This is a genomic window from Halobacillus alkaliphilus (assembly GCF_900113125.1).
In the GTDB taxonomy this organism is placed as follows: Bacteria; Bacillota; Bacilli; order Bacillales; family Halobacillaceae; genus Halobacillus; species Halobacillus alkaliphilus.
This window is the reverse complement of the sequence record NZ_FOOG01000034.1, coordinates 16,194-42,334: the sequence shown is the minus strand read 5'-3', so window position 1 is coordinate 42,334 and position 26,141 is coordinate 16,194. Positions and strand designations below refer to the sequence as shown.

The 26,141-nt window shown below is 41.4% G+C and carries 25 protein-coding genes and 1 pseudogene; 10 read left to right on the top strand and 16 right to left on the bottom strand.

The genetic code is table 11. The annotated features are described in order from the left end of the window. Positions 1-460 precede the first annotated feature (460 nt). From BMZ06_RS15670 to BMZ06_RS15645, 6 genes are all read right to left on the bottom strand, one after another. Positions 461-1,036: a cytochrome c oxidase subunit 3 gene (locus BMZ06_RS15670; protein WP_089753362.1), complete on the bottom strand. Its 576-nt coding sequence runs from the start codon at positions 1,034-1,036 to the stop codon at positions 461-463. Continuing rightward, on the bottom strand, positions 1,029-2,951 hold the full coding sequence (locus tag BMZ06_RS15665) for a cytochrome c oxidase subunit I (protein WP_089753360.1): 1,923 nt from the start codon (positions 2,949-2,951) through the stop codon (positions 1,029-1,031). Before BMZ06_RS15665 ends, BMZ06_RS15670 begins: the two co-directional genes overlap by 8 nt. Before the next feature lie 24 nt (positions 2,952-2,975). Next, positions 2,976-3,659 (bottom strand): cytochrome c oxidase subunit II, encoded by a 684-nt coding sequence (gene coxB, locus BMZ06_RS15660; protein ID WP_089753358.1) that lies wholly within the window; start codon positions 3,657-3,659, stop codon positions 2,976-2,978. Between the two features lie 282 nt (positions 3,660-3,941). Next, on the bottom strand, positions 3,942-4,361 hold the full coding sequence (locus BMZ06_RS21170; RefSeq protein WP_281244485.1) for a YjzC family protein: 420 nt from the start codon (positions 4,359-4,361) through the stop codon (positions 3,942-3,944). A gap of 119 nt (positions 4,362-4,480) precedes the next feature. Continuing rightward, positions 4,481-4,903 (bottom strand): CBS domain-containing protein, encoded by a 423-nt coding sequence (locus tag BMZ06_RS15650; RefSeq protein ID WP_089753356.1) that lies wholly within the window; start codon positions 4,901-4,903, stop codon positions 4,481-4,483. Positions 4,904-5,336: 433 nt separating this feature from the next. Then, a complete protein-coding gene (locus BMZ06_RS15645) occupies positions 5,337-5,579 on the bottom strand; it encodes a hypothetical protein (protein ID WP_089753354.1) in 243 nt (80 codons plus the stop codon). Between the two features lie 403 nt (positions 5,580-5,982). Here BMZ06_RS15645 and BMZ06_RS15640 point away from each other — a divergent pair, with 403 nt between their 5' ends. Then, positions 5,983-7,428 (top strand): DUF2254 domain-containing protein, encoded by a 1,446-nt coding sequence (locus tag BMZ06_RS15640; protein ID WP_089753352.1) that lies wholly within the window; start codon positions 5,983-5,985, stop codon positions 7,426-7,428. Positions 7,429-7,609: 181 nt separating this feature from the next. Here the strand turns inward: BMZ06_RS15640 and BMZ06_RS15635 are convergent, their stop codons facing one another. Continuing rightward, positions 7,610-7,987: a DUF2512 family protein gene (locus BMZ06_RS15635; RefSeq protein WP_089753350.1), complete on the bottom strand. Its 378-nt coding sequence runs from the start codon at positions 7,985-7,987 to the stop codon at positions 7,610-7,612. 393 nt (positions 7,988-8,380) lie between these two features. Here BMZ06_RS15635 and BMZ06_RS15630 point away from each other — a divergent pair, with 393 nt between their 5' ends. From BMZ06_RS15630 to BMZ06_RS15610, 5 genes are all read left to right on the top strand, one after another. Then, positions 8,381-8,563, top strand: a complete 183-nt coding sequence (locus BMZ06_RS15630) for a YjzC family protein (protein WP_089753349.1) — start codon at positions 8,381-8,383, stop codon at positions 8,561-8,563. Between the two features lie 82 nt (positions 8,564-8,645). Next, positions 8,646-8,849 carry a hypothetical protein gene (locus tag BMZ06_RS15625; protein WP_089753347.1) on the top strand — a complete coding sequence of 68 codons (204 nt, stop codon included), beginning with the start codon at positions 8,646-8,648 and terminating at the stop codon, positions 8,847-8,849. Positions 8,850-8,863: 14 nt separating this feature from the next. After that, positions 8,864-9,169, top strand: coding sequence for a spore coat protein (locus BMZ06_RS15620; RefSeq protein ID WP_089753345.1), 306 nt, complete (start codon positions 8,864-8,866; stop codon positions 9,167-9,169). Positions 9,170-9,500: 331 nt separating this feature from the next. After that, positions 9,501-10,685 carry an alanyl-tRNA editing protein gene (locus BMZ06_RS15615; RefSeq protein WP_089753343.1) on the top strand — a complete coding sequence of 395 codons (1,185 nt, stop codon included), beginning with the start codon at positions 9,501-9,503 and terminating at the stop codon, positions 10,683-10,685. A 218-nt stretch (positions 10,686-10,903) separates the two neighbouring features. Then, positions 10,904-13,057 carry a type IA DNA topoisomerase gene (locus BMZ06_RS15610; protein ID WP_089753341.1) on the top strand — a complete coding sequence of 718 codons (2,154 nt, stop codon included), beginning with the start codon at positions 10,904-10,906 and terminating at the stop codon, positions 13,055-13,057. Between the two features lie 86 nt (positions 13,058-13,143). On the opposite strand, the gene BMZ06_RS15605 is transcribed toward BMZ06_RS15610, so the two are convergent. Beyond that, positions 13,144-14,271 (bottom strand): toxic anion resistance protein, encoded by a 1,128-nt coding sequence (locus tag BMZ06_RS15605; RefSeq protein WP_089753339.1) that lies wholly within the window; start codon positions 14,269-14,271, stop codon positions 13,144-13,146. A gap of 48 nt (positions 14,272-14,319) precedes the next feature. Continuing rightward, positions 14,320-15,174 (bottom strand): hypothetical protein, encoded by an 855-nt coding sequence (locus BMZ06_RS15600; RefSeq protein ID WP_089753337.1) that lies wholly within the window; start codon positions 15,172-15,174, stop codon positions 14,320-14,322. A 292-nt stretch (positions 15,175-15,466) separates the two neighbouring features. On the opposite strand from BMZ06_RS15600, the gene BMZ06_RS15595 reads away from it, so the two are divergent. Beyond that, a complete protein-coding gene (locus tag BMZ06_RS15595; RefSeq protein WP_089753335.1) occupies positions 15,467-16,078 on the top strand; it encodes a YdhK family protein in 612 nt (203 codons plus the stop codon). 185 nt (positions 16,079-16,263) lie between these two features. Here BMZ06_RS15595 and BMZ06_RS20800 read toward each other — a convergent pair whose 3' ends face one another. Further along, the gene (locus BMZ06_RS20800; protein WP_175477906.1) at positions 16,264-16,440 is read right to left on the bottom strand and encodes a hypothetical protein; all 177 of its coding nucleotides are present in this window, start codon (positions 16,438-16,440) and stop codon (positions 16,264-16,266) included. 121 nt (positions 16,441-16,561) lie between these two features. On the opposite strand from BMZ06_RS20800, the gene BMZ06_RS15590 reads away from it, so the two are divergent. Then, a complete protein-coding gene (locus tag BMZ06_RS15590; protein WP_089753333.1) occupies positions 16,562-17,155 on the top strand; it encodes a Crp/Fnr family transcriptional regulator in 594 nt (197 codons plus the stop codon). Here BMZ06_RS15590 and BMZ06_RS15585 read toward each other — a convergent pair. Together BMZ06_RS15585 and BMZ06_RS15580 are read right to left on the bottom strand one after the other, a co-directional pair. Further along, the gene (locus BMZ06_RS15585) at positions 17,152-17,865 is read right to left on the bottom strand and encodes a DUF4386 domain-containing protein (protein WP_089753331.1); all 714 of its coding nucleotides are present in this window, start codon (positions 17,863-17,865) and stop codon (positions 17,152-17,154) included. The two genes, BMZ06_RS15590 and BMZ06_RS15585, sit on opposite strands and share 4 nt — an antisense overlap. Before the next feature lie 160 nt (positions 17,866-18,025). Beyond that, positions 18,026-18,629 (bottom strand): annotated as a pseudogene (locus tag BMZ06_RS15580) (NAD(P)-dependent alcohol dehydrogenase); the annotation flags it as partial. A gap of 282 nt (positions 18,630-18,911) precedes the next feature. Between BMZ06_RS15580 and BMZ06_RS15575 the strand changes: the two are divergent. Then, on the top strand, positions 18,912-19,412 hold the full coding sequence (locus BMZ06_RS15575) for a GNAT family N-acetyltransferase (protein WP_089753327.1): 501 nt from the start codon (positions 18,912-18,914) through the stop codon (positions 19,410-19,412). 154 nt (positions 19,413-19,566) lie between these two features. On the opposite strand, the gene BMZ06_RS15570 is transcribed toward BMZ06_RS15575, so the two are convergent. Beyond that, positions 19,567-20,328: an MBL fold metallo-hydrolase gene (locus BMZ06_RS15570; RefSeq protein WP_089753326.1), complete on the bottom strand. Its 762-nt coding sequence runs from the start codon at positions 20,326-20,328 to the stop codon at positions 19,567-19,569. Between the two features lie 130 nt (positions 20,329-20,458). Between BMZ06_RS15570 and BMZ06_RS15565 the strand changes: the two genes are divergently transcribed. Next, positions 20,459-20,866, top strand: a complete 408-nt coding sequence (locus BMZ06_RS15565; protein ID WP_089753324.1) for an Lrp/AsnC family transcriptional regulator — start codon at positions 20,459-20,461, stop codon at positions 20,864-20,866. 193 nt (positions 20,867-21,059) lie between these two features. Here the strand turns inward: BMZ06_RS15565 and BMZ06_RS15560 are convergent, their stop codons facing one another. From BMZ06_RS15560 to BMZ06_RS15550, 3 genes are all read right to left on the bottom strand, one after another. Beyond that, positions 21,060-22,160 carry an ABC transporter permease gene (locus BMZ06_RS15560; RefSeq protein WP_089753322.1) on the bottom strand — a complete coding sequence of 367 codons (1,101 nt, stop codon included), beginning with the start codon at positions 22,158-22,160 and terminating at the stop codon, positions 21,060-21,062. Then, entirely contained in the window at positions 22,157-23,077 is a 921-nt protein-coding gene (locus BMZ06_RS15555) for an ABC transporter ATP-binding protein (RefSeq protein ID WP_089753319.1), read from the bottom strand. Before BMZ06_RS15555 ends, BMZ06_RS15560 begins: the two co-directional genes overlap by 4 nt. A 387-nt stretch (positions 23,078-23,464) precedes the next feature. Continuing rightward, on the bottom strand, positions 23,465-25,069 hold the full coding sequence (locus BMZ06_RS15550; protein ID WP_089753366.1) for a high affinity choline transporter 1: 1,605 nt from the start codon (positions 25,067-25,069) through the stop codon (positions 23,465-23,467). Positions 25,070-26,141 lie beyond the last annotated feature (1,072 nt).

Sequence of the window (26,141 nt, the reverse complement as noted above, 5' to 3'; positions counted from 1 at the left end):
AAAAGACAGCGCCGAAATCTTCATGGTCATTTGGAGGAAGTAAAGAAACAAACCCAGTATCAACTGGTGTGCTTAGCCAAGTAGGGTAACCGTAATGCCAAAGAAAGAAGAACATCGGAAAGCCGTATGAGGGAGAACCTCACGTACGGTTTGATGAGGGGGAGCTGAAAGTAAAAGGGGAGAAATCCCTTTTGAAATCAGTTCTCTACTCTACCGCGGAAAGCGAAATCGTCCCCCGGAGGACCTAATTCTCACAAATGTCTCGAAATCAAGTCTTCAAGTAATGGGAGCTTTACTGGGAAATCAACTTGAAGGTTTAACAGGGTCTTTAAAAAATAACCTTCCGCATCCAAGACCATCATGGTGCTTTTATGCGGAAGTTTTATATCGATTTTATTTTTAGACGTCTAATGCTTCTGCTTGTTTAATACGTAAATAATGGACTTTTTTATAGTAAGAACTATAGAAGATAAGGAATGTAAACAACCAGCAGGATAATTACCCAGATTACATCCACGAAGTGCCAGTAGTAATTGAAGATCTTATGTTTTTCTTTAAACAGGTTGAAAGGTAAAACTCTTCCCTGGATAAATAATATAATCATCCACCCCAATCCAAACGTTACATGGGAAGCGTGCAATCCGACTAATACATAATAGGAGGATAGGAAATTATTCGTCGATATAACGTGTCCCTCCATGATGAATTTACGAAATTCTTCTATTTCAAAGTACATAAAAGCAGCGCCTAATAAAAAGGTAAGCCCAATCCCTGCCCTGACCAGTTTCATGTTTCTATTGTTCAGTCCTTTTTCCGATAGAAGCAGGGTGCCGCTACTTGAAAGCAGAAAGATGGAAGCAAGGATGGTTGTCTTCCATTCAAATAATTCACCAGGGTGCGGACCGGTCTGAGGCGGAGTATAAATAATGTACGTAGCAAACAATGTACTGAACATGACGACTTCAACAAAAAGATAGATGAAAAAGCCTATCCTTTTATCACCAAATAAATCCTGGGATATGGTTTTACTACTCATTCTCCATCTCCTCCTTCTCATACGCGGACTTCCGCTCGTCGTAGAAGGCTCTTATGATAAAGGTACTTAAAGCCATGACTCCACCTAATAGCTGCATCCACACCCACCCATAAATAAAACCAAAACTTAGAATAAATAAACCGGCCGACAGGAACATAGGCTGGACGGTAGGTTTGGAGATCGGGGATGCCCGGTGATTCTCTGTAGTAGGAATAGGTTCATGATTAATTTTGGACCACCAGAACATATCTCTTTTATTAATGATTGGCATCTTTTCAAATGGATGCTCGGGTGGCGGGGATGGAATGCTCCATTCCAGGGTACGCCCATCCCACGGGTCGTTCTCCGCTTGTTTATGATTTCGATGGGTTTTGAAAACATTCCATAAGAAAATCAACATCGAGAATCCCATCAGATAAGCTCCAATACTGCTAATGAAATTGTAAGTCCATATGCCATCCTCATAGGTGTAATCATAGACTCGTCTAGGCATGCCATTCAGTCCGGCTAAGTGCTGAAGGAAGAAGGTCATATGGAATCCAATGAGAAACAGCCAAAAATGCCATTTTCCAAGTTTGTCATCTAATTTCTTACCGATCATGATTGGATACCAGTAGTAAATACCAGCAAAGGAAGCCAGTATGGTTGAACCGACGATCACGTAATGGAAATGGGCGACCACAAAGTAGGAATCATGGAACTGCATGTCAGCGGCTGCTGAACTAAGCATAACGCCAGTTACTCCGCCCATGACAAACGTAGGAATAAATCCTAAAGCGAACAACATAGGAGCCTTCATGCTAATGACTCCGCGCCTCATTGTAAATAGCCAGTTAAATACTTTAATGCCTGTAGGAACTGCAATAAGCATGGAAGCGACGGCAAAGAATGTATCAGAAAATGGCCCAAGTCCTACGGTAAACATATGGTGAGCCCAGACCATTAACCCTAGTAAACCGATTAATGCGATTGAAGCAACCATGGCGGTGTACCCGAAAACATTTTTCCTTGAGAAGTTAGAAATAATATCAGAGAAAATTCCGAATGCCGGTAAAGCAATGATATAGACCTCGGGGTGTCCGAAGATCCAGAACAGATGCTGCCAATAAACGGGATGACCTAATTCTCCAAGAAAGAAAGTGGCTCCGTACAGCCTGTCGAATTGCAGCAATAATAAAGCGATCGCTAGAACTGGAAAAGCAATCAGGATTAAAAAAGAGGTAACCAAAGTCGCCCACGGAAAAAGTGGCATTCTCGTAAGCTTTAATCCTGGAGCTCTTAAGCGAATGATCGTGGTCATCATATTAATAGCTGCAAATATAGTTCCAAGGCCGGATACTTGGAGTCCGAATATGTAAAAATTGTTGTTTGGCCCAACCGTGAATGAATCGGTGGATAGGGGAGCGTAAGCGGTCCAGCCCATGTTTGGTGCAGCATTGAAAAAGAAGGCGAGGAAAAATATCGTTCCTCCCGTTAAAAATAAATAGAAACCAACCAGATTTAAATAAGGGAACGCTAAGTCATTCGCCCCGATCTGCAGAGGGACGGCCACATTCATTAACCCAATTAAAATAGGAGTGGCTACAAAAAAGATCATCATCGTTCCATGCGTGGTAAACAGCTCATTATACTTCTCTCCCTGAAAAACCCAGAATTGGTTTTCAGGTGTGATAAGCTGAGTCCTCATCAATAAAGCATCGACGCCTGCTCTGAAAAAGAAGAGTACAGAAAAGAGGATATATAGGGTACCTACTTTTCTATGATTCGTGCTAGTTGCATAATCCCAAATCGTTGACCAGTAGTGTTTCTTAGTAATCCAATATAGAACGATAGGTAGTCCTATAAGGGCAGATAACCAGCCAGCAATTACATCGGTAGGTATAATAATAAGGTTTCCGTTGAATGTGAACTCCATCGTTTCACCTCTTTGCTATGTATTTTATTGTTCTTTAGCCAGCCACTCCTCGAACTCTTTCTCTGGTACTACTTCCATAACAAATCTCATGTCCGCATGCAGAATACCGCAATACTCTGCACATTTCCCCTGGTAAGTGCCCACTTCATTAGGAGTCACCTTTAATTTATTTTCCTTTCCAGGAATAGCATCTCTTTTTCCAACTAATCTTGGAACCCAAAAGGAATGAATGACGTCTGTGGAGTTTAGATGAAAAACCACTTCCTGATCGACGGGAAGCACAAGCTTATCATGGGTTTCTTTACCATTCTCGTATTGGAACGTCCATCTCCATTGTTCACCGACTACATTGACATGAAGTGCTTCCTCTGAACTAGCATCTGTATTCGATACTTGGAATGTATAGATAATGGTTGGAATTGCTAAACCGATCAGTAGAAGAATCGGTAAAGTCGTCCAGATAATTTCTAACGTACGATTCCCTTCTTCGTGCTTGGGGATGTCCGTCTTGTTCTTTTCCGTTTCTCGATATTTGACCGTAAAAAGTATGAAAAGGACACACACGACGGCTACGACAAACATCATAAGGCCAAAACTCAAATTGATCAGAAAAGCTTGATCAGCTCCTGTCTCACTTATCGGGTTAAGCGTACGAAGGCTGCAGCCGGACAAAAAGGGAACGAGTAGGAAAATGAACCATTTTTTCATAGGTACCTCAACCTTTTCCTTGGATATTTTTGGAAACTACATTAATATATGTAACACGTAGTATAATCACCGAAACCCCTATGTAAAGCGGTTCAGTAAATAATTGAATAATTCAAAAATGGCTATAAAACTCTATAGATATGCGGGGGGCTACTATGGTGCTTTTTCACATGATACGTTAATAGATTTTAAAAAAATAACAGTTTATATAAGTAGTGGGGCATAAAAAACACTCTACCTTTAGTATGGGAATACTAAAGGTAGAGTAACTACAGGTATCTCTTAAGAAGATTTTACCCAGTAAGCTGCTTCATTTTCTGATGGGGAAGGCGGAAATTGATCGCCTTCATTCAAGCTGATTTCAGTATTGTCACTGGATTTATTGTTTCCACTTACAAGTTTGTCTACTTTATAGTTACCGGATTGTGGAGCTTTTTCTCCTGTTTTAAATTGCTGGTTTGACGTATTAGTGGTTGAATTATTATTTGAAGAATTGTTAGAACCATTCCCTGAGTTGCGGCCGCCTTTTTGGCCGATTTCCTCAAAATGTTCCTTGCTGTATTCCTGGCTGGTGGTCTCTCCACCTTTTTGACCAATATTCTCGAAGTGTTCTTGATCATATTTGCGGCTTGTTTTCTCTCCGCCTTTACGACCTGCTTCTTCCGTACTCATGGTTTGATTTTGATTATTGTTCTTAGCCATTTTCATCGACCTCCTTTGAATGATTTATAAAAATACTTACCACCATTTATGCGGATGTTAAACTAGATTTTCAGTTGAAATACTTTTTTAATATAATTAAAGTGTGATTAGTTTTCTAATTAATTGTTGCCTGATCCTTTTGCTGTTTCGCTTACCACGTTGTCAGCAATCTCATCGGATCCTTTTACACCAATATCGCCTATACTGACCACACCGCTGATTTTTTCATCATCTACAACGAGCAGGCGGCGAATTTGGTGATCCTGCATGAGACGAGCGGCTTCCGATACATCCATATCAGAAGATCCGGTAATGATTTTCTCCGTCATTATTTCCGAAGCTTTTACGTCATCAGGGGAACCTTTGGCTAAGCCTTTCACTACGATATCACGGTCTGTTACTACTCCTGCATACTTTCCTTGCTCAACGACAGGTACAAAACCAATATCTTCTTCTCTCATGCGTTTAGCAAGCTCGGACAAACTGTCAGTTGCGTCACATGTGACTGTGTTCGTATTCATATACTCTTTTAATGCTGTCATTATTCCACAACCTTTCGAAATAATTTCGTTGACTTATAGTAACTAATTTTACTTATACTGGGAATTTTAAACCTAAAAAAGGAGTTAAACTTAAAGTTCCTACAAACGTCATGTCTATTTAACCACGATTAAAACTTTAGCACCTTTTTTCCTGAACAAAGAAGATTGGGTTTAATTATTATTGTAAAGTGGTTAAAATATTTTTATATTAAAATAGTTTTGGTTATTCGTTTCAAACTATCAAGCTGTATATCTAATTCCTTTAAGCTTGCTTGATTGGCATTTGTGCGGAAAGCTCAATAGGAAAAGGAGTTGTAACCAATTCATAGGAAACGAAATAAATGCACCGTTCCCTAATTAAGAAACGGTGCATTTTTAGAAGGTCTTAGAATGGGAGGGGATGGCAGAAAAAACTATTCTTCAAGTTTATAGGTTAACAACATGTATTTAAGAAATCTAACCAACAAGAATAGTCTGTAGTGTCTGAGATGAATTGATCCAGTTCTTCGGTTGGTTCATCTTTCGGGAGTGACTCATTCGATAATGGCAGGAAAGTGATAAACTCCTCAAAGTTCTCAAATTGAGTGGTATCCTTAATCAGCTCATCCGTGATTTGACTTTTAAGTGCCTGGTAGAATCTAAATAGATCCATATTATACTGGTTTACGGGTTGCATAGGAACACCTCTTTCACTCTACAGGTAGTAAAAGATTAGAAGGTCACCCAGTAAGTAAGGGGATTTTACTAGTGTAAGTTCAAGTAGTAACCTTTCTATTCGCCGGCTTCCACGGAATAAGGTGAATGAAACAGTAAAACAGTAAAAAAGTGATATATAATCACATTTATGTAATTATTTTACACATTTATCGGCGGGGTTATTTTTAATGAATTTTTCCACTTATAGTGGGTAGGATAATTTGAAATTTGGGAGAGTTTAGTTTATAAAAAGAACGTGAAGTATTACAGGAAAAGTGTGGTTGAAGGCAACAAGAGTACCATTTTGAACAGTAGGATTAAAAAAATTTAAAGACGGCGAGTTAATATGATCTAATCATTTGGAAATCGGAGGTGATGAAAGCATGTTCATGAAAATCATCAATCAGTTAAAAAAACATAAGAAAAAAACACCAAGGGAGAAAAAATTAAGTTTATATGCGAACCTTTGGGCCACCCCGATTATTTATACAGGGGCTGCTATCTTACTGTTTTTCTTAGCCGTTCTTGCCGATTTGCAATGGAATGCAGGGGAGCATCTGCCATCCATCATAACGATACAATATCAGCTGACCCAGACGATCCTTAGTACATTAACGGCAGGTATACTTTCACTGACGACCTTCACCTTTTACGGTGTACTAGCTGCTTTGACCACATTTTCTATACAGTTTTCGCCACGAATATTAAAGAACTTTATGATGAATACGGTGACTCAAAGGACATTAGGAATCTTTATTGGAAGCTTTCATTATGTACTTCTATGTTTATTATTTATTAATAAAGAAACCAGTTTCTTCTTTATTCCTGTTCTCGCAACAGGGCTAACAATCGTATCCATTGTAACGTTTGTTATTTTTATTAATCATATTGTAACTTGGCTGCAAGTAACGAATATGACCGATGATATGAAAGAAGAGTCTGCTATTATCGCTAAGAATTTGTTAGTGGAAGAAATGGATAACTATAGAGTCGACAATACGGAATCTATTGAGGATCAAATCCCTTCATCTGATGACGAGAGCCATTTCGTTAAGGTAGAGAAATCAGGGTACATTCAGACCATTGATTTTATTAATCTCATTGAAGAGGCTGAAAAAGATAATATCGTCATCAAGCTGGAATATAAAGTGGGGAATTATGCGTTCCAATCTACTCCTTTGTTCCGGTATTGGAAAAAGGGTCCATCCTCGATTGATGAATCCAAATATAGTTCATTGATTCAATTGGGAAGAAACCAAAATGAAGTCCAGGATATTGAGTATAGTTTAAATAAGTTAGTCGAAATAGCGATTCGTGCGATCGGGAATAACGATCCTAAAACGGCGACACGAACGGTCTATCAGATTGGCGATTTATTGATCGAGATTTCGGACTTGGCAATGTTTACTCCTTACCTGGCTGATGACCAGGGAGATTTGCGGCTGATTATCCAAAATCTTGTATTTAGAGATTATCTCTATATTGGTTTAGCCTCGATTAGGCACTATGCGAGGAGAAATATCATTCTTACTGTTGAAATATTAAAAGTTCTTAATGCGATAGCCAAAGTCGATCGAATGGATGAGCAGGACGCTATCTGGGAATTTGCTGAGTATACGGCAAGGTCATTAGAAATGCACTTTATCCATAGCTTGGATAGGGAAAAACTGTATTATACGTTATTCAGTATTGCGGAGACGACCGGTCATAAGGAGAAATATGACAAGTTAGTGGATGGTATGTTAAGAAATATGGAAGATGAAGAGGACAGGAGTGAATTAGAAAGAAAGTTTCCCCTGGACAGAAGTGCCAATAACGTAAAGAGTTAAGTGGACTCGCTTGATTGGTGCGTTTTGGGTTCAAATGGAAGTGGTTTATATCTAAACCGTGACCAATAAAAAATAAAGCCCAGAGGTTCATTACTTCGAAAACAATATTTTTACCCATTGGGCATAAAAAAGCTTCCTTTTTTTAAGGAAGCTTTTTTTATTAGAAAATGAATATTTCTTTTTAATGAACAAACGTACGTAAGTGATTATTTTTCGGTAAAACACGTGAAATTAAATATACATGAAATCCATATTCCGCCATCGCCATGACTATAGCTGAGAATAAGGCTGCAAGAACGGCTGATCCATTAAGAGATAAGAACCAGCTGCCGGCCGCCCATACGACCAGAAATGTTAAACCAAGGTCTGCTGCCGTAGCGGTTAGATTATTTGTCTTTGGAAGGATAAACATATCTCCTGAAAGATAGGAAAGCGCACCGAGGACTAACGTAACCAATAGTACTCCACCAAAGGAAGCTCCGTACCCGACTCCCAAAACGAGATAAAGACCCACCAGTGTTAGAACGCCTTTGATTAGTAAAGCTTTACCATAACCCATTTAAATGAACCTCCTTCTTTATTTTAAGTTGATATATTTCAATATCCCAAATATTATACTGATAAACATTTATTGGATATTTAAAAAAGTGACAAACGTCTCTATTGATGTATTTATGTAGATTTTTAGAAACCTGTAAGTTGAGATGGTTAGAATCCAACAGTCTTAATTTTGTTATATTAAAAAAATATTACATGGGAATAATTGGTTTAATTCATTTAAATAAAGAGAATATAACATACGTAAGATGATGAAGTTTCCTCAAGGTGAAGAAACTTGTCAGAAGTATACGAAAATACGTAGTGTCAGATGGAAAGGCTTGAACGTAGACTCTGATTTGAAGAGAACCTACTATTTTGTGAGGATTAAAATACTCAACGGAGGTGCTTTACCATGGCAAAAAGTAAACAATTTAAAACAGGAGAAAAAGCTCCGGAAACCGGTACGTACACAGTAGATAGTCTTGTAAACGGAAATGCTAGTAAAAACAAAAAATCCATTGAACTGAATGAAGGAGACCAATTCCCGCCTTCTCCATCAGATAACGACGCGGCGTATTGGGTGAAGACATCCTAAATCAGGGAGGAAAGCTCCTTTCTATACGTACAGACGATAACCTGAGAAGAGTGGAATGTTTAATTAACGAGGAGGAATTTACATGGCTAAGAAAAAGAATTATGCGCAACACGAAGTTTTGGAAGTACACGAAATGCTGACCGTTAAATCAGCTTCTGCTGCAAAATCATCGCTTATGCAAGGGTTAGCGACGGATAAGGAATTGAAAGAACTGCTAGAGGAAGACGCTAAAGTTTCTCAGGAAGCGATTCAAGAATTGAAAGGCATACTTCAGGAAGCTAAATAAAAGGAGGAATTCATATGTCTGGAATTTTAGATAAAATCAACAATAAAGAATTAATCAATGATGAAGTCATTGCGACTGACTTACTTGTTACCGCTAAAGCAGCGGTTCGAAGTTATTCTGTAGCGATCACAGAAACGGCGAGCCCGGAGATTCATAAAGTATTGAAAAAGCAATTAAATGATGCGATTGATCTGCATCATAAAGTAGCAACCTATATGATTGAGAATGAGATGTATCACGCTTATGATCTGAACGAGCAGGTTAACCATGACCTGGAAAAGGCGGATCTGGCACTCGAGATGCCTTCCAACAGTAAGTAAGATGTAGAATAGAACGCTGACAATTAGTGAGACACTATGAAATATCCAAATGTAAGGTGGTTTAGAGACGAAACTAGAATGCACTAGCATGGTAGTTCTCTCTCTAAACCACCTTCTTTTATGAATAGATATTCGATGTTACCTGGGGCCTCAATACATTTTCTATAGGCGCTTGATTGCTGTTTTTCTGAAAGAATGTTTTCTGTGAAGGAAGAGGAGAATATGGTAAACTCTATGACTAATGACAGGAAGCACTACATGGTAATGGTACTTCCATGAGAATAAGGAGCCATTACGGTGCAACTACGAATAACCCGGGGGGAAACATACGATGACAAGAAAACTTTACTACGAAGATCCTTATCAGCTGGAATTCGATTCTACGGTAACCAAAACAGATCAGGACGAACGCGGACCTTATGTGGTACTGGAAGCCACAGCGTTTTATCCGACCGGCGGCGGGCAGCCTTACGATACAGGAACATTGAACGGAATTGAAGTAATCAATGTGGAAGAAGCGGATGGTGAGGTCCGGCATTACATAAAAGAAGAGCTCCCGGAAAATGGGGAAAAAGTGCATGGCAGCGTCGATTCCAAGCGGCGTATCGATCATATGCAGCAGCATAGCGGACAGCATATCATATCCGCTGTTTTTGATGACCAATACGGCATTCCGACGACGAGTTTCCATTTAGGAAGCGATACGGTGACGATTGATTTAGATACGAATCATCTCTCGGAGGAACTTTTGCAAAATGCTGAGGAGCAGGTGAATGATATTATACGCAGGAATATTCCTGTGGAAGCCAGGTGGATGACGGCCGGGGAAGCGAATGAATACCCGCTGCGGAAGCCGCTTGCTGTCGAGGGGGACGTGCGCCTCGTTATCATTCCACACGTGGATTACAATGGGTGCGGCGGAACGCATCCGGCGTCTACTGGTGAAGTAATGGCGGTGAAATTTCTGGGGTGGACGAAAAGTAAGAAGCAGGTACGCCTTGAATTCGTCTGCGGATCCAGAGTGCTGGAAAAGCTTGATCAGAAGCACCGGATCTTGACCGACATGAAACAGCTGGTACCAAGACCGGAGGAGCGGCTTGTCGAGGAAGTGAGCGAGATGATTCAGGCAGGCAAGGAGAAAGATAAGCGGATTACAGAGCTTGAGGAACAGCTTCTTCACTATGAAGCGCGCCACATTATTTCAGAGACTAAAGGAGAGCCGGTGATTCAGCGCGTCTTTAAGGACCGCCCGATTAAGTCACTTCAGTCGCTTGGAAAAGCTGTGGTGGAAGAAGCTTCCGATACGTATCTCATCCTTGTCAGTGAACAGGAGGATCAGCTGCAATTCGTTCTGGCACACGGGGCTGCAATTGACCGGAATATGAACGATATCGCTAAACAGGCGATGCCTTTGATCGATGGAAAAGGAGGCGGAAAACCGCACTTCGTTCAGGGAGGCGGCAAAAGGCTGATGGACGGAACTGACTTTTCAAATCGCGTGAAAGAATTACTATAATAGAAAAAACTTCTTCTTCCTTCATCTGAATGTTAGGTGCAAGTGTAAGAAGAAGTTTTTTATTTGAATGAAGGAAACATTTTCCCTGCTGAATCTTTTTGTAGTATAATCAATTTAGAACATACGTTCCTGAACAGGGGCGTATCCGTGTATAATAGATCGAAACAAAGCCAGGAAGCGCTTATGCCTCTCGTGGTTTACAGAAAGGAGAGGAGACCATGACGAACGTGGTCATTTTAGCTGAAAAGCCGTCGCAGGCGAAAGCCTATGCCGCGGCCTTCACCACTCAGGAAAAATCCAAGACGTATATTCGATTAAAGCCCGATGCCACATTCCCAAACGGAGCGACGATCACCTGGGGCGTCGGCCATCTGGTGGAACTTAAAGAACCGCATGATTATAAGCCGGAATGGAAGAAGTGGAAGCTCGATCAGCTGCCGATCGTCCCAGACCGTTTCTATGAAAAAGTATCCAAAGGAAAATGGGAGCAGTTCCAGGCTGTGAAAAAATTATTCCAGCAGGCGGACGTGATCGTGAATGCGGCGGACGTGGATCGCGAAGGATCGAATATTTTTTACAGCATCCTACGTTTAACCGGAGTTAAAGGAAAACCAATTCAACGCTTATGGATTAACTCTCTTGAAAAAGATGAGGTTCGGAAAGGTTTCCAGAACCTTCAGAGCAACGATAAGGACCTGCGGATGTTTGATGAAGCAAAAGCCCGGCAGATCAGTGACTGGATGGTAGGCATCAATGCGAGCCGCCTGTTCACGCTATTGCTTCAGAAAAAAGGCTTTAACCAGCACCTGTCGATTGGACGTGTGCAGTCGCCGACCGTTTATTTGATTTACCAGCGTCACAAGGAAATCGAAAACTTCGTATCGGAACCTTTTTATCAAATTGAGGGATTGTTTCAGGCAGAGAAAGGCTCGTACAAAGGATTAGCGAAGATTAAAGAAAAGGACAAGGCCAAGGTGCAGGCGCTGATGGACCAGCATGGGCTGAAAGAAAATGAAGATCTTCAGGGGACGATTCAAAGCGTCGACAAAAAGACCAAGTACCAGAAGTCACCGAAGCTGCATTCTTTGTCCACCCTGCAAAGTGTCGCAAACCGGCGCTGGAAATACACGCCGTCCCACACGTTAAAGACGATGCAGAAGCTTTATGAAAAAGGGCTGGTTTCCTATCCGCGAACAGACTGTAACTATATCACAAATAGTGAGTTCAATTATTTAGTGAACAAGCTGGATGCTTATCAGGGGGCGATGAACGTATCGTTTACACCGGCCTCGTTAAAACCGAATAAACGTTATGTGAACAACAGCAAAGTTCAGGAACACTATGCGATCATTCCGACAAAAACTGTACCTACCGAGAAGAAATTGAGCGGTCTGAGCCGGGACGAGCACAACATTTACCATGAAGTGCTTGCGACCACGCTTGCGATGTTCCATGGAGATTACGTATATGAAGAGACGACGATTGTAACCCACGTGAACGACCTGCCTTTTAAATCAACAGGGAAGAGAGAAGTGAAGCAGGGCTGGAAAGAACTGTTTCCGAAACCGTCCAAAGCCAGGCAGGAAAAAGATCCAATTTTGCCGGAGGTGCAGCAAGGGGAAGATGTAGGTGCCCGCCTGCATATTAAAGAGAGCATGACCCAGCCGCCCAAGCCTTATACCGAAGGCCAGCTCATCAACATGATGAAAACGTGCGGGAAGCTTGTGGATGATGAAGAAGACGTGGAGATCTTAAAGGAAGTGGAAGGCCTCGGAACCGAAGCCACGCGCTCGAGCATCATTGAAACGATTAAAACCCAGAACTATATTGAAGTGAAGAAAAACAACGTAGCGATTACCGACAAAGGGATAATGCTCTGTGAGGCGATTGAAGGGACGCTGTTATCGAGCCCTGCCATGACAGCCAAATGGGAGTCGTATTTAAAGAAAATCGGAAATGGCGATGGTTCGAAGCAGATGTTTATCAAGCAGACGAGCCAGTTTATTGAAAAGCTGATTCAGGAAACACCTGAATCGATCCAGCAGGTGAACGTACGCAGTACCGGCGAGAAAAAACAATGGAATACGGCGGTTGCCAAATGCCCGGCCTGCTCAGGCGGCGAAATTATCGACCGGTATAAGTTTTACGCCTGCTCCAATTATAAAAACGGCTGTAAAGTGAGCTTTCCGAAACGGCTGGCTGGAAAATCATTGTCCGCGAACATGATAAAAACGTTGTGTGAGAAGAAGAAGACGCGGGTGTTAAAAGGATTCAAAGGTAAGAAACCGTTTAGTACGGCTTTAACGCTGGATGAAGAATATAAGATAAAGTTTGATTTTGCGCAGAAATCTGGAGGAACGACCAAGAGCTGAAAAAATATCAAGAAACAACACGGGGCAGCTGGAAAGCTGTCCTTTTTTTAAGCTCGAATCTCGGGCTCATGTAAAAAAAGAACGCTTCAGTCACGAAGCGCTCTTTGTGTATGACTCCCGGTCTGAGATGATTTTTTTCGGACGTTTTCGTTTAACGCATCCATCTCTTCAATGAACTGTTCACTTGAAGCGATAATCCGCTCGGATGACTGCTCGGTCGTTTTCAGTGCTTCGAATACGTTATCGAAAGACTCTTGAAGAGCTTCCATACTGATCGCTGGATTCTCCATCATCTGTGTTGTTTCTTCTGCATTCTCTTTCAGATTTCTCGAGTTCGAGAGCAGCATATTCTCGGTCGCTTTATTCACGCCATTTACCGTATCGATTACTTTTCGCTGATTATTTAAAGCCAGCTGAATCGAAGCGGAGACGGTAATAATATTTTTCGTCAGCGTAACCGCATTACGAATCGATTCTTTCAGCTTCTCATTGTTTTTCTTAATAATGTCCACTGAAGAAATGCTCTGATGCAATACACTTTTCATCTGGGTCATGTTTCTCGTACGCGTAATAATCTTCTCTTTTCCTTCTGTAAGCAGCGCCATATCGTATTCGCCCGTCTTTTCTTTTTCTTTCAAAAGCTCAAACAGCTTCTTCCCGAGGTAGATTTGCTTGTCCAGCTCATAAATACGCTTCTGAGCGTTTTCTTTGATTAGCTGCAATTCGACGCTGTCTTCTTCGAGGCGATCTTTCCCCGAAAGCAGACTGCGAACAACCGTATCAATCTTCGAATCGACAGTTTCATACTTCTTCATGTAGCGGTCGATCGGCTGTTTTTTACTTAGCTTATAGAAAAATCGCTGCACGCCGCTTCCTTCAGTGCGCTTCGGGTCAAGGTCTGACACGATCGCTTCGAGTTCACTCAATGATTCAGGAATGTCGTTATTCCCTTTGGTCATGAGGTCGTTGACCGGGCGCTTCAACGTTTCCATTGTTTCCCCGGCGACACGCTGCTCCTTTTCTCCGAGGTCCCCGAGCTCTCGCATTACGTCTGAAAGGGAGTCGTCCCTGGAGGATTTGAACCTTTCCGCGTAGGCTTCGGCCTCGTCGTTCAGGCGGTCGATATCTTCTTTTTCAATAAGAGTCATCGCTTCTCTCAGATCCTGATGGTTCATTTCAGCTTCTTTGTCTCTATGGATAGGATTTTCACTCATGTCCATACCTCCTATATGCCATTCGTAGGTTTACGAGAAAACATTTGTTTACTTTCGGGAGAAGAAACTCTCATCTTCCTTATTGTACTTGGAAGCAATAATCCCCTTGCTTCTGGCAAAATTCTGCGCGTAACTTTCTTCTTCTTTTTGCTCCAGTGTTTCGATGAACTTACGCAAATCATGCATCGTCTCAAGCAGTTCATCTTTCCGGTTTTCTTTATTTTCATCCGACAATCGCTGAAACGACTCGATGAAGCCAGGAACGTCTTTGTCCATCATCGTTTCGAGGGCGTATTGTTCTTCGATTTCGAGTTCTTCCATTCGTTTGAATTGTTTTACGGTCCGGTTCTTTAAAGACGCCCATTCCTTTTGAAGGTCAGGGTGGTTCTCGAGAAACGGGAAGTCCCAGCCTGCGAGGACCGCTTCTCCGGGGTGTTCCGAAGTTGTGTCCTCCCCGGATGGTTCCCTTTTCTCCACGTAGGAGTCCAGATACGTAAACAGCACTTGAGAGAAATCACGCAGCGTGTCTCCGAGTCCTTTTCTTCTTGTGAATTCTTCTTTAAAAAACGTAGGGAAAATAGCTCTTTCTTCTTCCACTTCAAACCGCCCAAGCAGCATGGTCGGCGGCTTCCCGTACACCTCGATGGTCCCTCTGAACATGTTGGATTTTTTTGGAATGATAACAGTGAAAAAGACACCGTTCCAAAACACATCCAAAATATATCTTTTGTCCATCTCTACCAGTTCTTTTATATCCAGATCGAAATAAACAGGGAGTTTCCCTTTGCTGACCTGCTTCATTTCTCTCATGGTGTGAAAATCGATATAGCGCTGGTATTCGGATAGGTACGGCATGAATGTTTTTTCTAAATTCTCAAGCGTAGAAGAGTAGAAGTTGTCCATGCTTCGTCAGCCCCTTTTAAGTCCTTCCTGTTCCTCGACAAAATATTTCCATTGTACTTTAAGAATACCACAAATCGGGGGTTAATATTAAGAAATGCCTATGTACTTTCCAGGAGAAAAGAAGGGGGGGCGTTCTCATGGCTTCCCTTTGAGAAATTGAATTATCGCAGCGCTTATTCGGAGACAGGCGCTAGTTTGGAATGGAATTCAATTCTGCAAAGAAAATGCAGAATTGATATGTAAAATACAATAGAACACAGTTAAGGTTAAATTTAGAATAGGAGGAATGAAAATGAAAAATACCAAATATTTTCTGAGCACATTGTTCTTCATTTTATTACTGGTTTTAGCAGCTTGCTCTGGAGGTAATGAAGAAGGACAAAATGGAGAGTCTAATCAAAGCGAAAACCAAAGTGAAGAAACGACTTCTGAAGAAAATAAGGAGATGGAATCGGACAGTCATGAGGACATGGATCATTCCGGCTCGAGTGAAGTTCCAGAAGGTTTAAAAGAAGCTGAAAATCCTACTTATGAAGTAGACAGCCAAGCCATAATCAAAGCGGATCATATGAGTGGAATGGAAGGGGCAGAAGCTACAATTGCAGGAGCTTATGATACTGTAGCGTATGTCGTTTCGTACGATCCAACAAATGGCGGTGAGAAAGTAGAAAATCATAAATGGGTGATTCATGAAGAAATTGAAGAAGCTGATGAAGAACCTTTCAAATCAGGAGCAGAAGTGACACTAAATGCTTCCCACATGAAAGGGATGGAAGGAGCATCAGCTGTTATTGAGTCCGCTGAAGAAACGACAGTTTATATGGTTAACTTTACCCCGACAGATGGAGGAGAAGAAGTTACGAATCATAAATGGATGACAGAGAGTGAGCTTACAGCTGATTAGGGAAACGGCGTGATTTTTTCAAAAAACGCTTATAAAAGATTGTTAGGTTACGAGTAAATGCCCCCAGTATGATTCCTGGGGGCATTTTATAAAGGCATTTTTAAATTGTTTCGTTTCCTGAAGGGAGGAGCAGTAAGAGATATGAAAATGGCTTCAACTTACTTATACATAAAACGTTTTTCTCTTTAAAGCCGTTCTTCTTGTTTTTGATCGTCTTCGCTCAGTTCAAACGTTCTCTTTTCCAAATCCAGTCTCTTTTCTTCGACCTCTAATTGTTTCTTTTTTAAGTCAAAACGGAGTACAAAATATAAAAATATAAAAGTTAAACCAACAATTACGGTGATAAAGAAAAATAGGTTCAAAATGATCTTCTCCTTTTTATAAAATTACCTTACCTCGATCTCAAGCGTCCATTCCTATACCTGTGAAATACTGCTATACTAGAAGGATAAAATATCATCCTTGATAAGAGGAGTGAATCCTATGAAAGATGTCCTTATCCAGTATATGAAACGTTTCTCCGATCTTAGTGAGTCAGAGTTAAAAAAACTGACTGTAGATGTTCCGGTTGCTTCTTTTAAGAAAGGAACGATCCTTTTGCATCAAGGCGACATTCCCGACGAATGCTATTTTGTTTTAAAAGGGTGTGTACGCCAGTACGGTGTAGATGAAAATGGAAATGAGCATACTTACAATTTCTTTACGGAAGAACAGAGTGTTACGATCTTTAATCTGCATACGACTGATAAAGCTTCTCCATACTCTCTTAGCTGTTTGGAAGACTGTACGCTTGTAGTAGGTGATTTATCTACGGAGCAGGAAAATTACGATATGAATCCGGTATTAGAGATGATGACCCGCAAAATGATTGAAGAAGATATGGGTGCGATGAGGGATGATTTCTCCTCCTTCATCTCTTCAACACCGGAAGAACGATATCAGGCTTTGATGGAAAAAAGACCAGGTTTGATTGACAGGGTTCCCCAGTACCAACTAGCAAGCTACCTGGGAATCAAGCCAGAATCTCTAAGCCGTATTAAGAAACGCTCAGCTAGTCACCTTAGGATTGTCGACTAGTATTCGTTTATAGTCAATTTCCTACCTTTCAGCAATAACCATATACCAAAACCTAATTCACCTATGAACATGGGGGCCATAAGAATTAACTCGAGTTTTCCTGTAAAACTTTCCATTTGCGGGATAAAACCGTACATGAAATGAATAATCGAGTAGCTGAAGCCTGCTAAAACGACTAGCATACTAATGACTTTTGGTATCTTTCTGGTACCCATGGCTACCAGTCCAACTGCGATCAGATGAAGCCCAAAGACAATTAATCCCAGTGACCAGATTGCTTCAAAAGCTGTGATGGAACCCATAGCCTGCTCGGCGACACGATCTGTTGACATGCCTGACACTGGAGCTTGAACCATACGACTGGCTAAAACGAGGTGTGAAACCGCAACGGCTAAAATGGCTGTATAAAGTAAACGAAGCCACCCGGCTAATAATGCATAACCAGGATGGAACGGCTTTAGAAACACATAAAAACCCCAGGCTACAATTAAATCCATAATGACAATGATGAGCCATCCAAGTATCTCAAGACGAAACAAGGATTGAGAAGCTTGGATGTTTTTTAATGTAGCTGCCGCATCTCCATCCATGACTAATGAACTGTGTACATACCCTTGAGCAAAAAATGCAGCAAATGTCATGATAAGTAATGCGATTCCAGAAAATAAGGCTGCTTTCTGCTGTATGTTTTGATTTGTTGTTTTTTTCATATAAGAACCTCCTCAAATGTGATTACATACCTATTGTATTTTGTTTGAGAAAGACTTACATTGACTTAAATCAAGGAATGTACGTTTTTAGATATTTTCTCAAATGAAATTCAAAAAGGACCGTTACATCGTGTCAGTACTATGTCAGCAAAAAACCCTTCTACAAAGTGATGACCACATTGCCTTTTTTGTGTCCTTTCTCCACATAGCTATGTGCTTCCCTGATCTGTTCCAACGGGTAATGTCGGTCAATAACTGAAACATACTTTCCATGTTCAATGAGTTCATTCATAAAAACGAGATCCTTCACTTTCTTACTGGTTGCGCGCAAGCCCGTGGCAGCAAATTTTGCTTTTTTCTGGCCGATGAGTTTCGTCCACGCCATAGGAAATAAATTGGAAGGTGTGGGGACCATGGTTAGATAGACTCCCTTATCGGTTAACGCTCTCGTGCAACGAGAAAAGGAACTCTTGCCCACTGCATCAAAAATGATGTGATAGTAATTTTCTGTCTTAGTAAAATCTTCTTTTGAATAGTCGATAACGTGCTCAGCACCAAGGCTTTTGACTAAATCTACGTTAGCTGCGCTGGCATACCCCAGTGACTTCAGCTTCGAAGTACTTGGCCAGCTGTATCGCCGCAGTGCCTACAGCTCCGGAGGCTCCAAGAATCAGAAGCTTTTGTCCCTTTTTAATATTTCCAAGGTCACGTAAAAAAGGAAGAGACGTTAATGCACCATTAGGTATGGAAGCAGCTTCCTCTAGTGGAAGATCAGAGATCTACTTTGATGAAAATCCTCCACGGAAAAAATCCTTTTCACATCATGGTGGGAGTAGCGTCAACTCCTTTGATGGTAACCAAACTGTCGAAGTAACTATTAAATGCGATGAACAGGAAGAACAAATAGAATTAAAAGAATAGCTAGGTGTTTAAATATGTAATGAAAATGCTTTGATATCCAATTTTTCACAATCGCTTCTTCACTAAAAAATCAGTTTAATTTAACGAGGTTGTGTCTTTGTGGAAGGGGAGGTGTACACGGAAAAGTGAATTTTGAGACCCAAAGGTTAAAGTTTCGGAAGTACAATGATGACGATTTCGATTACTTATTTTCATTATTGTCAGATCCAGAAATGGTGAGGTATATAGGTGATGGGAATACAAAAGACGCCAAAAGCACCACTGACTTTTTAAAGTGGATTTATAGTACATATGATGATGGACCTGACAGGGGTTTAATGGTACTGGAAAATAAGGAAGATAATACTCGAATAGGGCATGCAGGCCTGGTACCCCAAACAGTTAACGGAGTTGATGTACTTGAAATAGGGTATTGGATTTCTCGAAAACATTGGGGGAAGGGCTACGCTACAGAAGCAGCCAAAGCTTTAAAAAATTATGGTCTTATTGATCTGGGTGAAGATAGACTGGTTTCTTTAATTCAACCGAATAATATGGCTTCAAAAATGGTTGCAATTAAAATAGGGATGGGTTTTGATAAAGAAATTGTACTTGGAAATCAGAAAGTTCATATTCACTCAACCTGAATGGTGAACTATCTTGATTAATGGTGGGTTACAATTTCTGAATATATAGATGAAAATGTTGAATTAACGGAGCAGTTTAGTTGAATAAAGGTAGAGTAACTATGGATATAAATTAAAAACAGACAGAAAAGTCTATTTCTGTCTGTTGTCAGTATTAAAATGAGTAAGCGTCTCCATCATTTGGAACTAAAAGATTAGAGGAGATGCCTTTTTCATTAGCGAAGCTCTTTAATTCTTCTCTTGATAATGTCCAGTGATTAACAGCTTCCATATGAACAGCAATAATTGTTGAGTTAGGAGCAGTCTTATACACTTCATAGACATCATCTTTTCCCATGACCAAAGAACCTCCTTCAAAGAATTGATTATCTCCAGCATTTACCACAATAATTTCAGGTTTATGTGTGTCGATTACAGTTTGAACTTCCTCGTACCAAACCGTATCTCCAGCAACATATAAGGTTTTCTCCAAGGAATGTTTGAGGACAACGCCACATACAAGACCGGCAAATTTTAGGATTTCGCCTCTTCCATGTTCGCCTTTGGTTTTTATCAATTGGATACCTTCGAACACAGTATCTTCTTGTAAAACCTCTACATTTTCGAATCCATCGTTTCGAATTTCTGTCGCATCTTCTTCATTCTGAGAGAATACTTTAATTTCTTTTGGCAATGCTTCTTTAGCAGCATCATCCCAGTGATCGGGATGCAGGTGAGTGACGATCACCGCATCAATATCTTGAATAATACTTTCGATAGATGTGGGTAAGCTTACCAAAGGATTGTTCTGCTCTTGTCGTAGTGCATTCGGGAAAGGTGGGTAAGTCCCTTTTTCAGCAAGCATTGGATCGATTAAAAACTTTTTCCCAGAGTATTCAACCACTATTGTCGCATTTCGAATTTGGTGGATATTCATATCTGATTTCTCCTTTTCTGTCTAAATTACTAGGTTCAATGTATATTCTATAATATGACCCATAAATCGATATATAGAAGGAATAAAGTCTTTTGGACGTTTGACTTTATTTTTGAAAGGAGTTAAAGATATGTTAGATAGAACGGATTTTCTTATCTTAGATGAACTTTCTAAGAACAGTCGGATTACAATGAAGGATTTAGGAGAGAAAGTCCACTTATCAGGACCCGCTGCATCAGCAAGGGTGATTAAATTGGAAGAGAGGGGAGTTATTGAGGATTATACGATTAAAATTAATCAAGCAAAAATGGGGTACCCTGTTCACGCAATAGTTCATATCTATACCAAGAATCCAAATCACCAACCTTATCTGTCATATATAAAAAAACAAAATCGTTACGTCGTACACAATTACAAAGTAAGTGGAGAAAGTTGTTACCTTCTCGAGTGCAGATTTCCATCCAACGAGGAATTAGATGAATTTTTGACAGGCATAAGTAATTATGTGAGCTATAAATTATCGATAATTATTAAATAAGAAAATCCGAAAAAATTGGAGATTCTTTTTTGTGAGTAATATCAACACTAAACTTTACCAGAGCCATACATTAAAAAGAGGTCAATCCATATATTTGGATTGACCTCATCTAGTTTTGCCTGTTCATGTAAGAATGGATGAGAATTACGATCCCAGGAGCAGGATGATGGGATGGAGTACCTGTTGCTCTATCTTATTCCCATTTAAACGTTCGACTCGCTATGATAAAAGCACCAACTAACCAGGCTGCTAAGGTAAGCCAGTGGGTCCATAGGTCAAAAAAGGGTGTACCTACATTCATCGTTTCACGAAGAGCTGTACTTAAATGAGAAATCGGCAGGATATGGACGATTGGCTGAAGATATTCCGGCATCGTATTGATCGAGAAAAATACTCCCCCTAAAAATAGCATCGGGAAGGAAGCAAAGGCTGCAATCGGGCCTGCACTTTCCGGGTTTTTCGCAAGACCAGCTATGATAAAGCCAATAGCCATAAATGCAAGGGTTCCTAGTACTACGAACGTAAGCAAGGCAAGCCAGGAACCATTCACTTGAACTTGAAACAGGAGACTGGCCACCATCAGCACAAGTAATGCCTGTAAGCCATTTAATATCACCCGCGCTGTTATTTGTGCGGCTATAAACGTGGAAGCTTTAAGACGGGTTCCTTGCATGCGCCGCAGTATTCCCCGCTCTCTCCAGGCAGAAATTTGTCCGGCTACGCCATTCATATTGTTATTCATAATCATCATCGCAACGATCCCGGGCACTAGAAAATCAATGTAGCCAAGATCCAGTGCTCGCACCCCTTCAGGCTGGACGGCTACGACCGGAGAATAGTTCTCAATGTTTTTACTGACCTGATCAACGGCCGATTCAACGACCGTTAATCCTAGCTGGGAAGCCGAGGCATCGGTTTCGTTGTAATAAACGGGAAGATCAAATGCCTTGCTCTCATCCGTATGGGATTGTAATTGGTCACCATAACCTTCCGGGATCTCCATAACGACTTGATATTCATTGTTTTTTAGTTCATCCAATGCTTCGTTCACATCACTGCTTTTATCAAGTTGAATGGCATCATTTTCACTAAGTGTGGAGAGAAGCTGCTTGGAAGCGGTGGATCCATCATGGTCGACGACTGCCATATAAATGCTTGTACCTCCGCTGTTTCCAAGAAAAGAGCCTAGTGCCAGCATCAGGATAATAGGAAAGAGGAGCGTGAAGAAAAGCACCTGGGGATTTCGTGCGAAAATCCTTAATTGCGCTAGGGTTAACTGCCAGTAAGCCTTCATTCTCTTAAACTCCTTCCGGTCATATGTATAAAGACATCCTCGAGTGTGGCTGTTCTTGTCTGTAAATCTTGGAGGTTAAGATTTTTCTCTTGGGAATGCTGAATTAAATCAATCAGTGTCATTTGAAGATCATCGGTGTAAACGACATACCATTCCTGCCTGCGAGTGACCTGAGTGACCCGTTGTAATTGGTGAATAAATGTATCGTCTTCCTCGGCAGGAAGCGTAAACTCGATGGCACTGTCTGATTGCAGCTCTTTTACTAATCGTGATGGAGTATCTAAGGCGATTAAATTTCCTTGATCCATAATACCAATGCGATCACACAATACGTGAGCTTCATCCATGTAATGGGTGGAAAGAACGATAGTTTTTCCCCTGTCCTTTAACTTTTCAATAATATCCCAAAGCGTTCTCCTCGCTTGAGGATCTAGTCCTGTCGTTGGTTCATCAAGAAAGATGATATCAGGGTCATGAATAATAGCTAAGGCAATGGCAAGACGCTGCTTTTGTCCTCCCGATAAGCCTTTAATTCGATCCTTTTTCTTTTCAGTTAAAAGCATTTCATCGATTAATTCTGAAATAGAGACATGAGATGGATAGAAACTTGCGTACATTTGCATAATTTCTTGAACCGTTAACAATTCAAACAGCGAAGTGGATTGCAGCTGAATTCCAATAACCTCTTTCACTTTGTCGATTTGGTTGCGAATATCAAAACCTGACAGGGTAGCCGTTCCACTATCCGGCTTACGGAGCCCGACAAGCATTTCGATCGTGGTTGTTTTTCCCGCGCCATTAGGTCCTAGAAGGCCAAAAACTTCGCCTGCACTCACATTGAATTCAACGCCATTGACCGCTGTCATATTTCCGTATTTTTTTACTAATTTTTCAACATGAATCATTGTATTTGCCATCTTTTCATCTCCAATCACTTTCAATATACCATGAATTTAGAAGGGGGCCATTACTTGTGGGAGAGAAAGACATTCTCGCATTATCGATTGGAAGTCATAACGAGGAAGCAAATGACCTTCTGAGCTGTTAAATGAGGTCTTTTAAAAAAACTTTTGGCTGGGGTTTGTTCATTAATATTGATATTTTATTTGACCATAAGCTAATACCGGGAATAAGGAAAACCAATGATGTTGGGGTTTATTACTCTTATCTTCAAATATTTATTTTGCTCAGAGTATGGGTGGCATGATGTAATACCTTCAAACCTCTGTTACTAAGTGAAATAACTCAGCTCAAACAAAAAAATCGAGCAGCTCCTCTTTATAAGGAACTGCTCGATTAAAAATTTAGTCTTCTTTCATTTCCGTTTTCAGCTTAGTGAGAGGCTGTGGTGGGCAAGTCTTCTGCGTGAGTCGGGAAACAACGATGATGGTGAGCAGTCCACATACCATCGCGAGCGTACGGAATGGGAAGAGTACGACGCCGTCTTCAATCATCGGATACGGAAGAAATGCCGGTAATCCGAGAGCTGGTTCGCCTCCTCCGAAACGAAGGAAGAAAGAAACGGAAAGTCCTGCGATCGCTCCGTATGTGTTTGCTTTTTTATCAAATAATGCTGTCGTCAGCTGAGGGAATAACATACAGTAGACGAGGTCGGCACAAAGATACCAGAGTGTGTATACGCTATCGATATTCAGTGCGACGATGGTTGCTGATAGTCCAATTATGATAATAGAAACACGAATGGTACGCGTAATATCCTTTCCAGTCGCTTTTGGTTTCACAAGCGGACGGTAAATGTTCCATGCTGCCATGGAAGAAGCGGAAAGGATGGAAGAGTCCATCGATGACATAACCGCTGCTGCTACAGCACCGAGCGCGACAATAGAAATGACATATGGTGACATATAGTTGATGACGTAAGCGAGAATCTCAGAAGCGGCACCAGGACCTTCGATTCCGTAGCTCGCCCAGTCAGCAGAGAAACCTGCGACACCGACCATAACGGCCGGTACGGCAAGAACAATACATAGGATACCGGCTGCAATCGAGAGCCACATCGCTGTATTTTCATTTTTTGAGGAAAGTACCCTTTGGAAATAAACCTGCCAAGGAATACCCCCGAAGATGAGCAGCAATGCATAGTCCCACCAGTTCCAGTAATAATTTCCCCAGTCCGGATGATTCCAGCCATCTAGTGGAGGGAGGAGGTTCGTAAATCCGGCCATGCCTTCTTTGTAAGCTCCCCATGCTTGACCGAGCCCCCCGACTTCAGAGAGTGCAAATGGAACAACGAGGAATAGACCGATGATAATCATGATGATTTGAGCTACGTCGGTGAGAGCAACTGACCACATACCGCCGACAAACGTGTATGCGATGGCAATAATGGCAGAAATGATGATTGATCTTGTGAAGTCCAGTCCGAGAATCAGGCCGAACGTTGTTCCGAGAGCAACGAGAATCGCAGCACTCCAGAATAGTTCACCTAAAAGTGCAGGCAGGTAAAGAACCCCTGCAACTTTTTTTCCGAAACGTACTTCCAATGGGTCGAGCATGGTCGTGAACTCGTACCTTCTCATTTTACGGGCGTAGAAAATACCACCAATAATAAGGCTGAGCCCGTATCCCCAAGGTGCCTGAGCCCAAACAATACCTGAGGCAAACGTCGTCTCGGCTGTCCCGGCAATATATCCGCCGCCAACCCATGTGGCAGTCATTGTGAACATTGCGATCCACAGAGGCATGGATCGTCCGGCGACCATCATATCTTTAGCGCTGTCCGATTTCTTTCCGGCGGTGATGGACCCGATGTAGAAGATAATAGCATAGGAAAGGAACATAAATGCTAATGCTCCCCAATTGACGTCGTTACCTGTAAATCCTACGTATATGGCGACGATGAAAAGTAACCCTAAAAATCCAAATAAGCCTGCTTTTTGAACATTCATATCCTGCTTTTTTTTATCCTGCTTCCTGTCTGGCTTTACAGATGGTTGCGGTTGCACGAGATCACTCCTTTTGTGAATATGTTTGGCTATCGATCTGTTTGAAAGATAAACAGATCGTTTTTTTAAATGGAAAGATTGAAACTGAACCGGTTCTAGTTAATCAATTTAAAACGTTTAATAATTATTAAACAATTAACATCTCTTACATTAACGTAGAATAAAGGTTTGTCAACTCACTTTGTGTGGGGGATTACGGATCAGACTTATAGCGGCAAGGGATGAAAAGAATTTTAAAAAGTATGAGAGATAGGAGTTGCGGTTTTTGATTTTTTTCGACCCCTCTTATTTTTAGGCTCCTTTAAAGTTTATGTTGTTGATTTTTCATAAGAGGCTTATTACGCAATAGGGCCGGATTGTTGAAGACTCAGTTTCGAGATAACTGAGGTCCGTTACAATATGGGGAGAGGGCTGGTGGGGAAATAACTCGCTTTCCTATGGGGGAACGGTGAGCTTCCTCGGTCGTTTCACTCCCTGCGGGATCTCACCTAGTCCCTTCTCCCATGGGAGTCTCGCCATTTCCCCACCAGCCCAACTTTATTAGGAAGAACGGACCCTTCGGAAAGAGAGTGTCCTCTCCTCCTTAACCTGCCTGAAATGCTTATATAACAGACTATCTCGCATCGTTCAGCTTGAATAAAGAAAATACGCCCGTGTGATTATTTTTCTTCAAGTGGGAGAAGGATAAACCCGTTTCGAGTTTCTGATTCGGCCAGGTCCGGAGGGGAACGGGGAGACTCCTGTGGGATAAACATGATCGGTGAGACCCCGGAAAGCTTTAGCTTGAGGAGGCTCAGCACATGCCGCGTGCCTAGCAAGCCGTTAATTGCTTATTGGTGAAAGTCCAATCCGAGTAAGTGCCAAGACGCTCGGTAGCTGACAGGTAACTGGTAGAGAAATCTTAAGGTTAGAGCCCTGGATCAGCAAACGAACAGATCGTAACATCAAGTGAATCCTGCCGCTTCGTCAAGAGCCCCTGCGCATGCAGGACAAGGAGAAGTCGAACCCCGGGCAT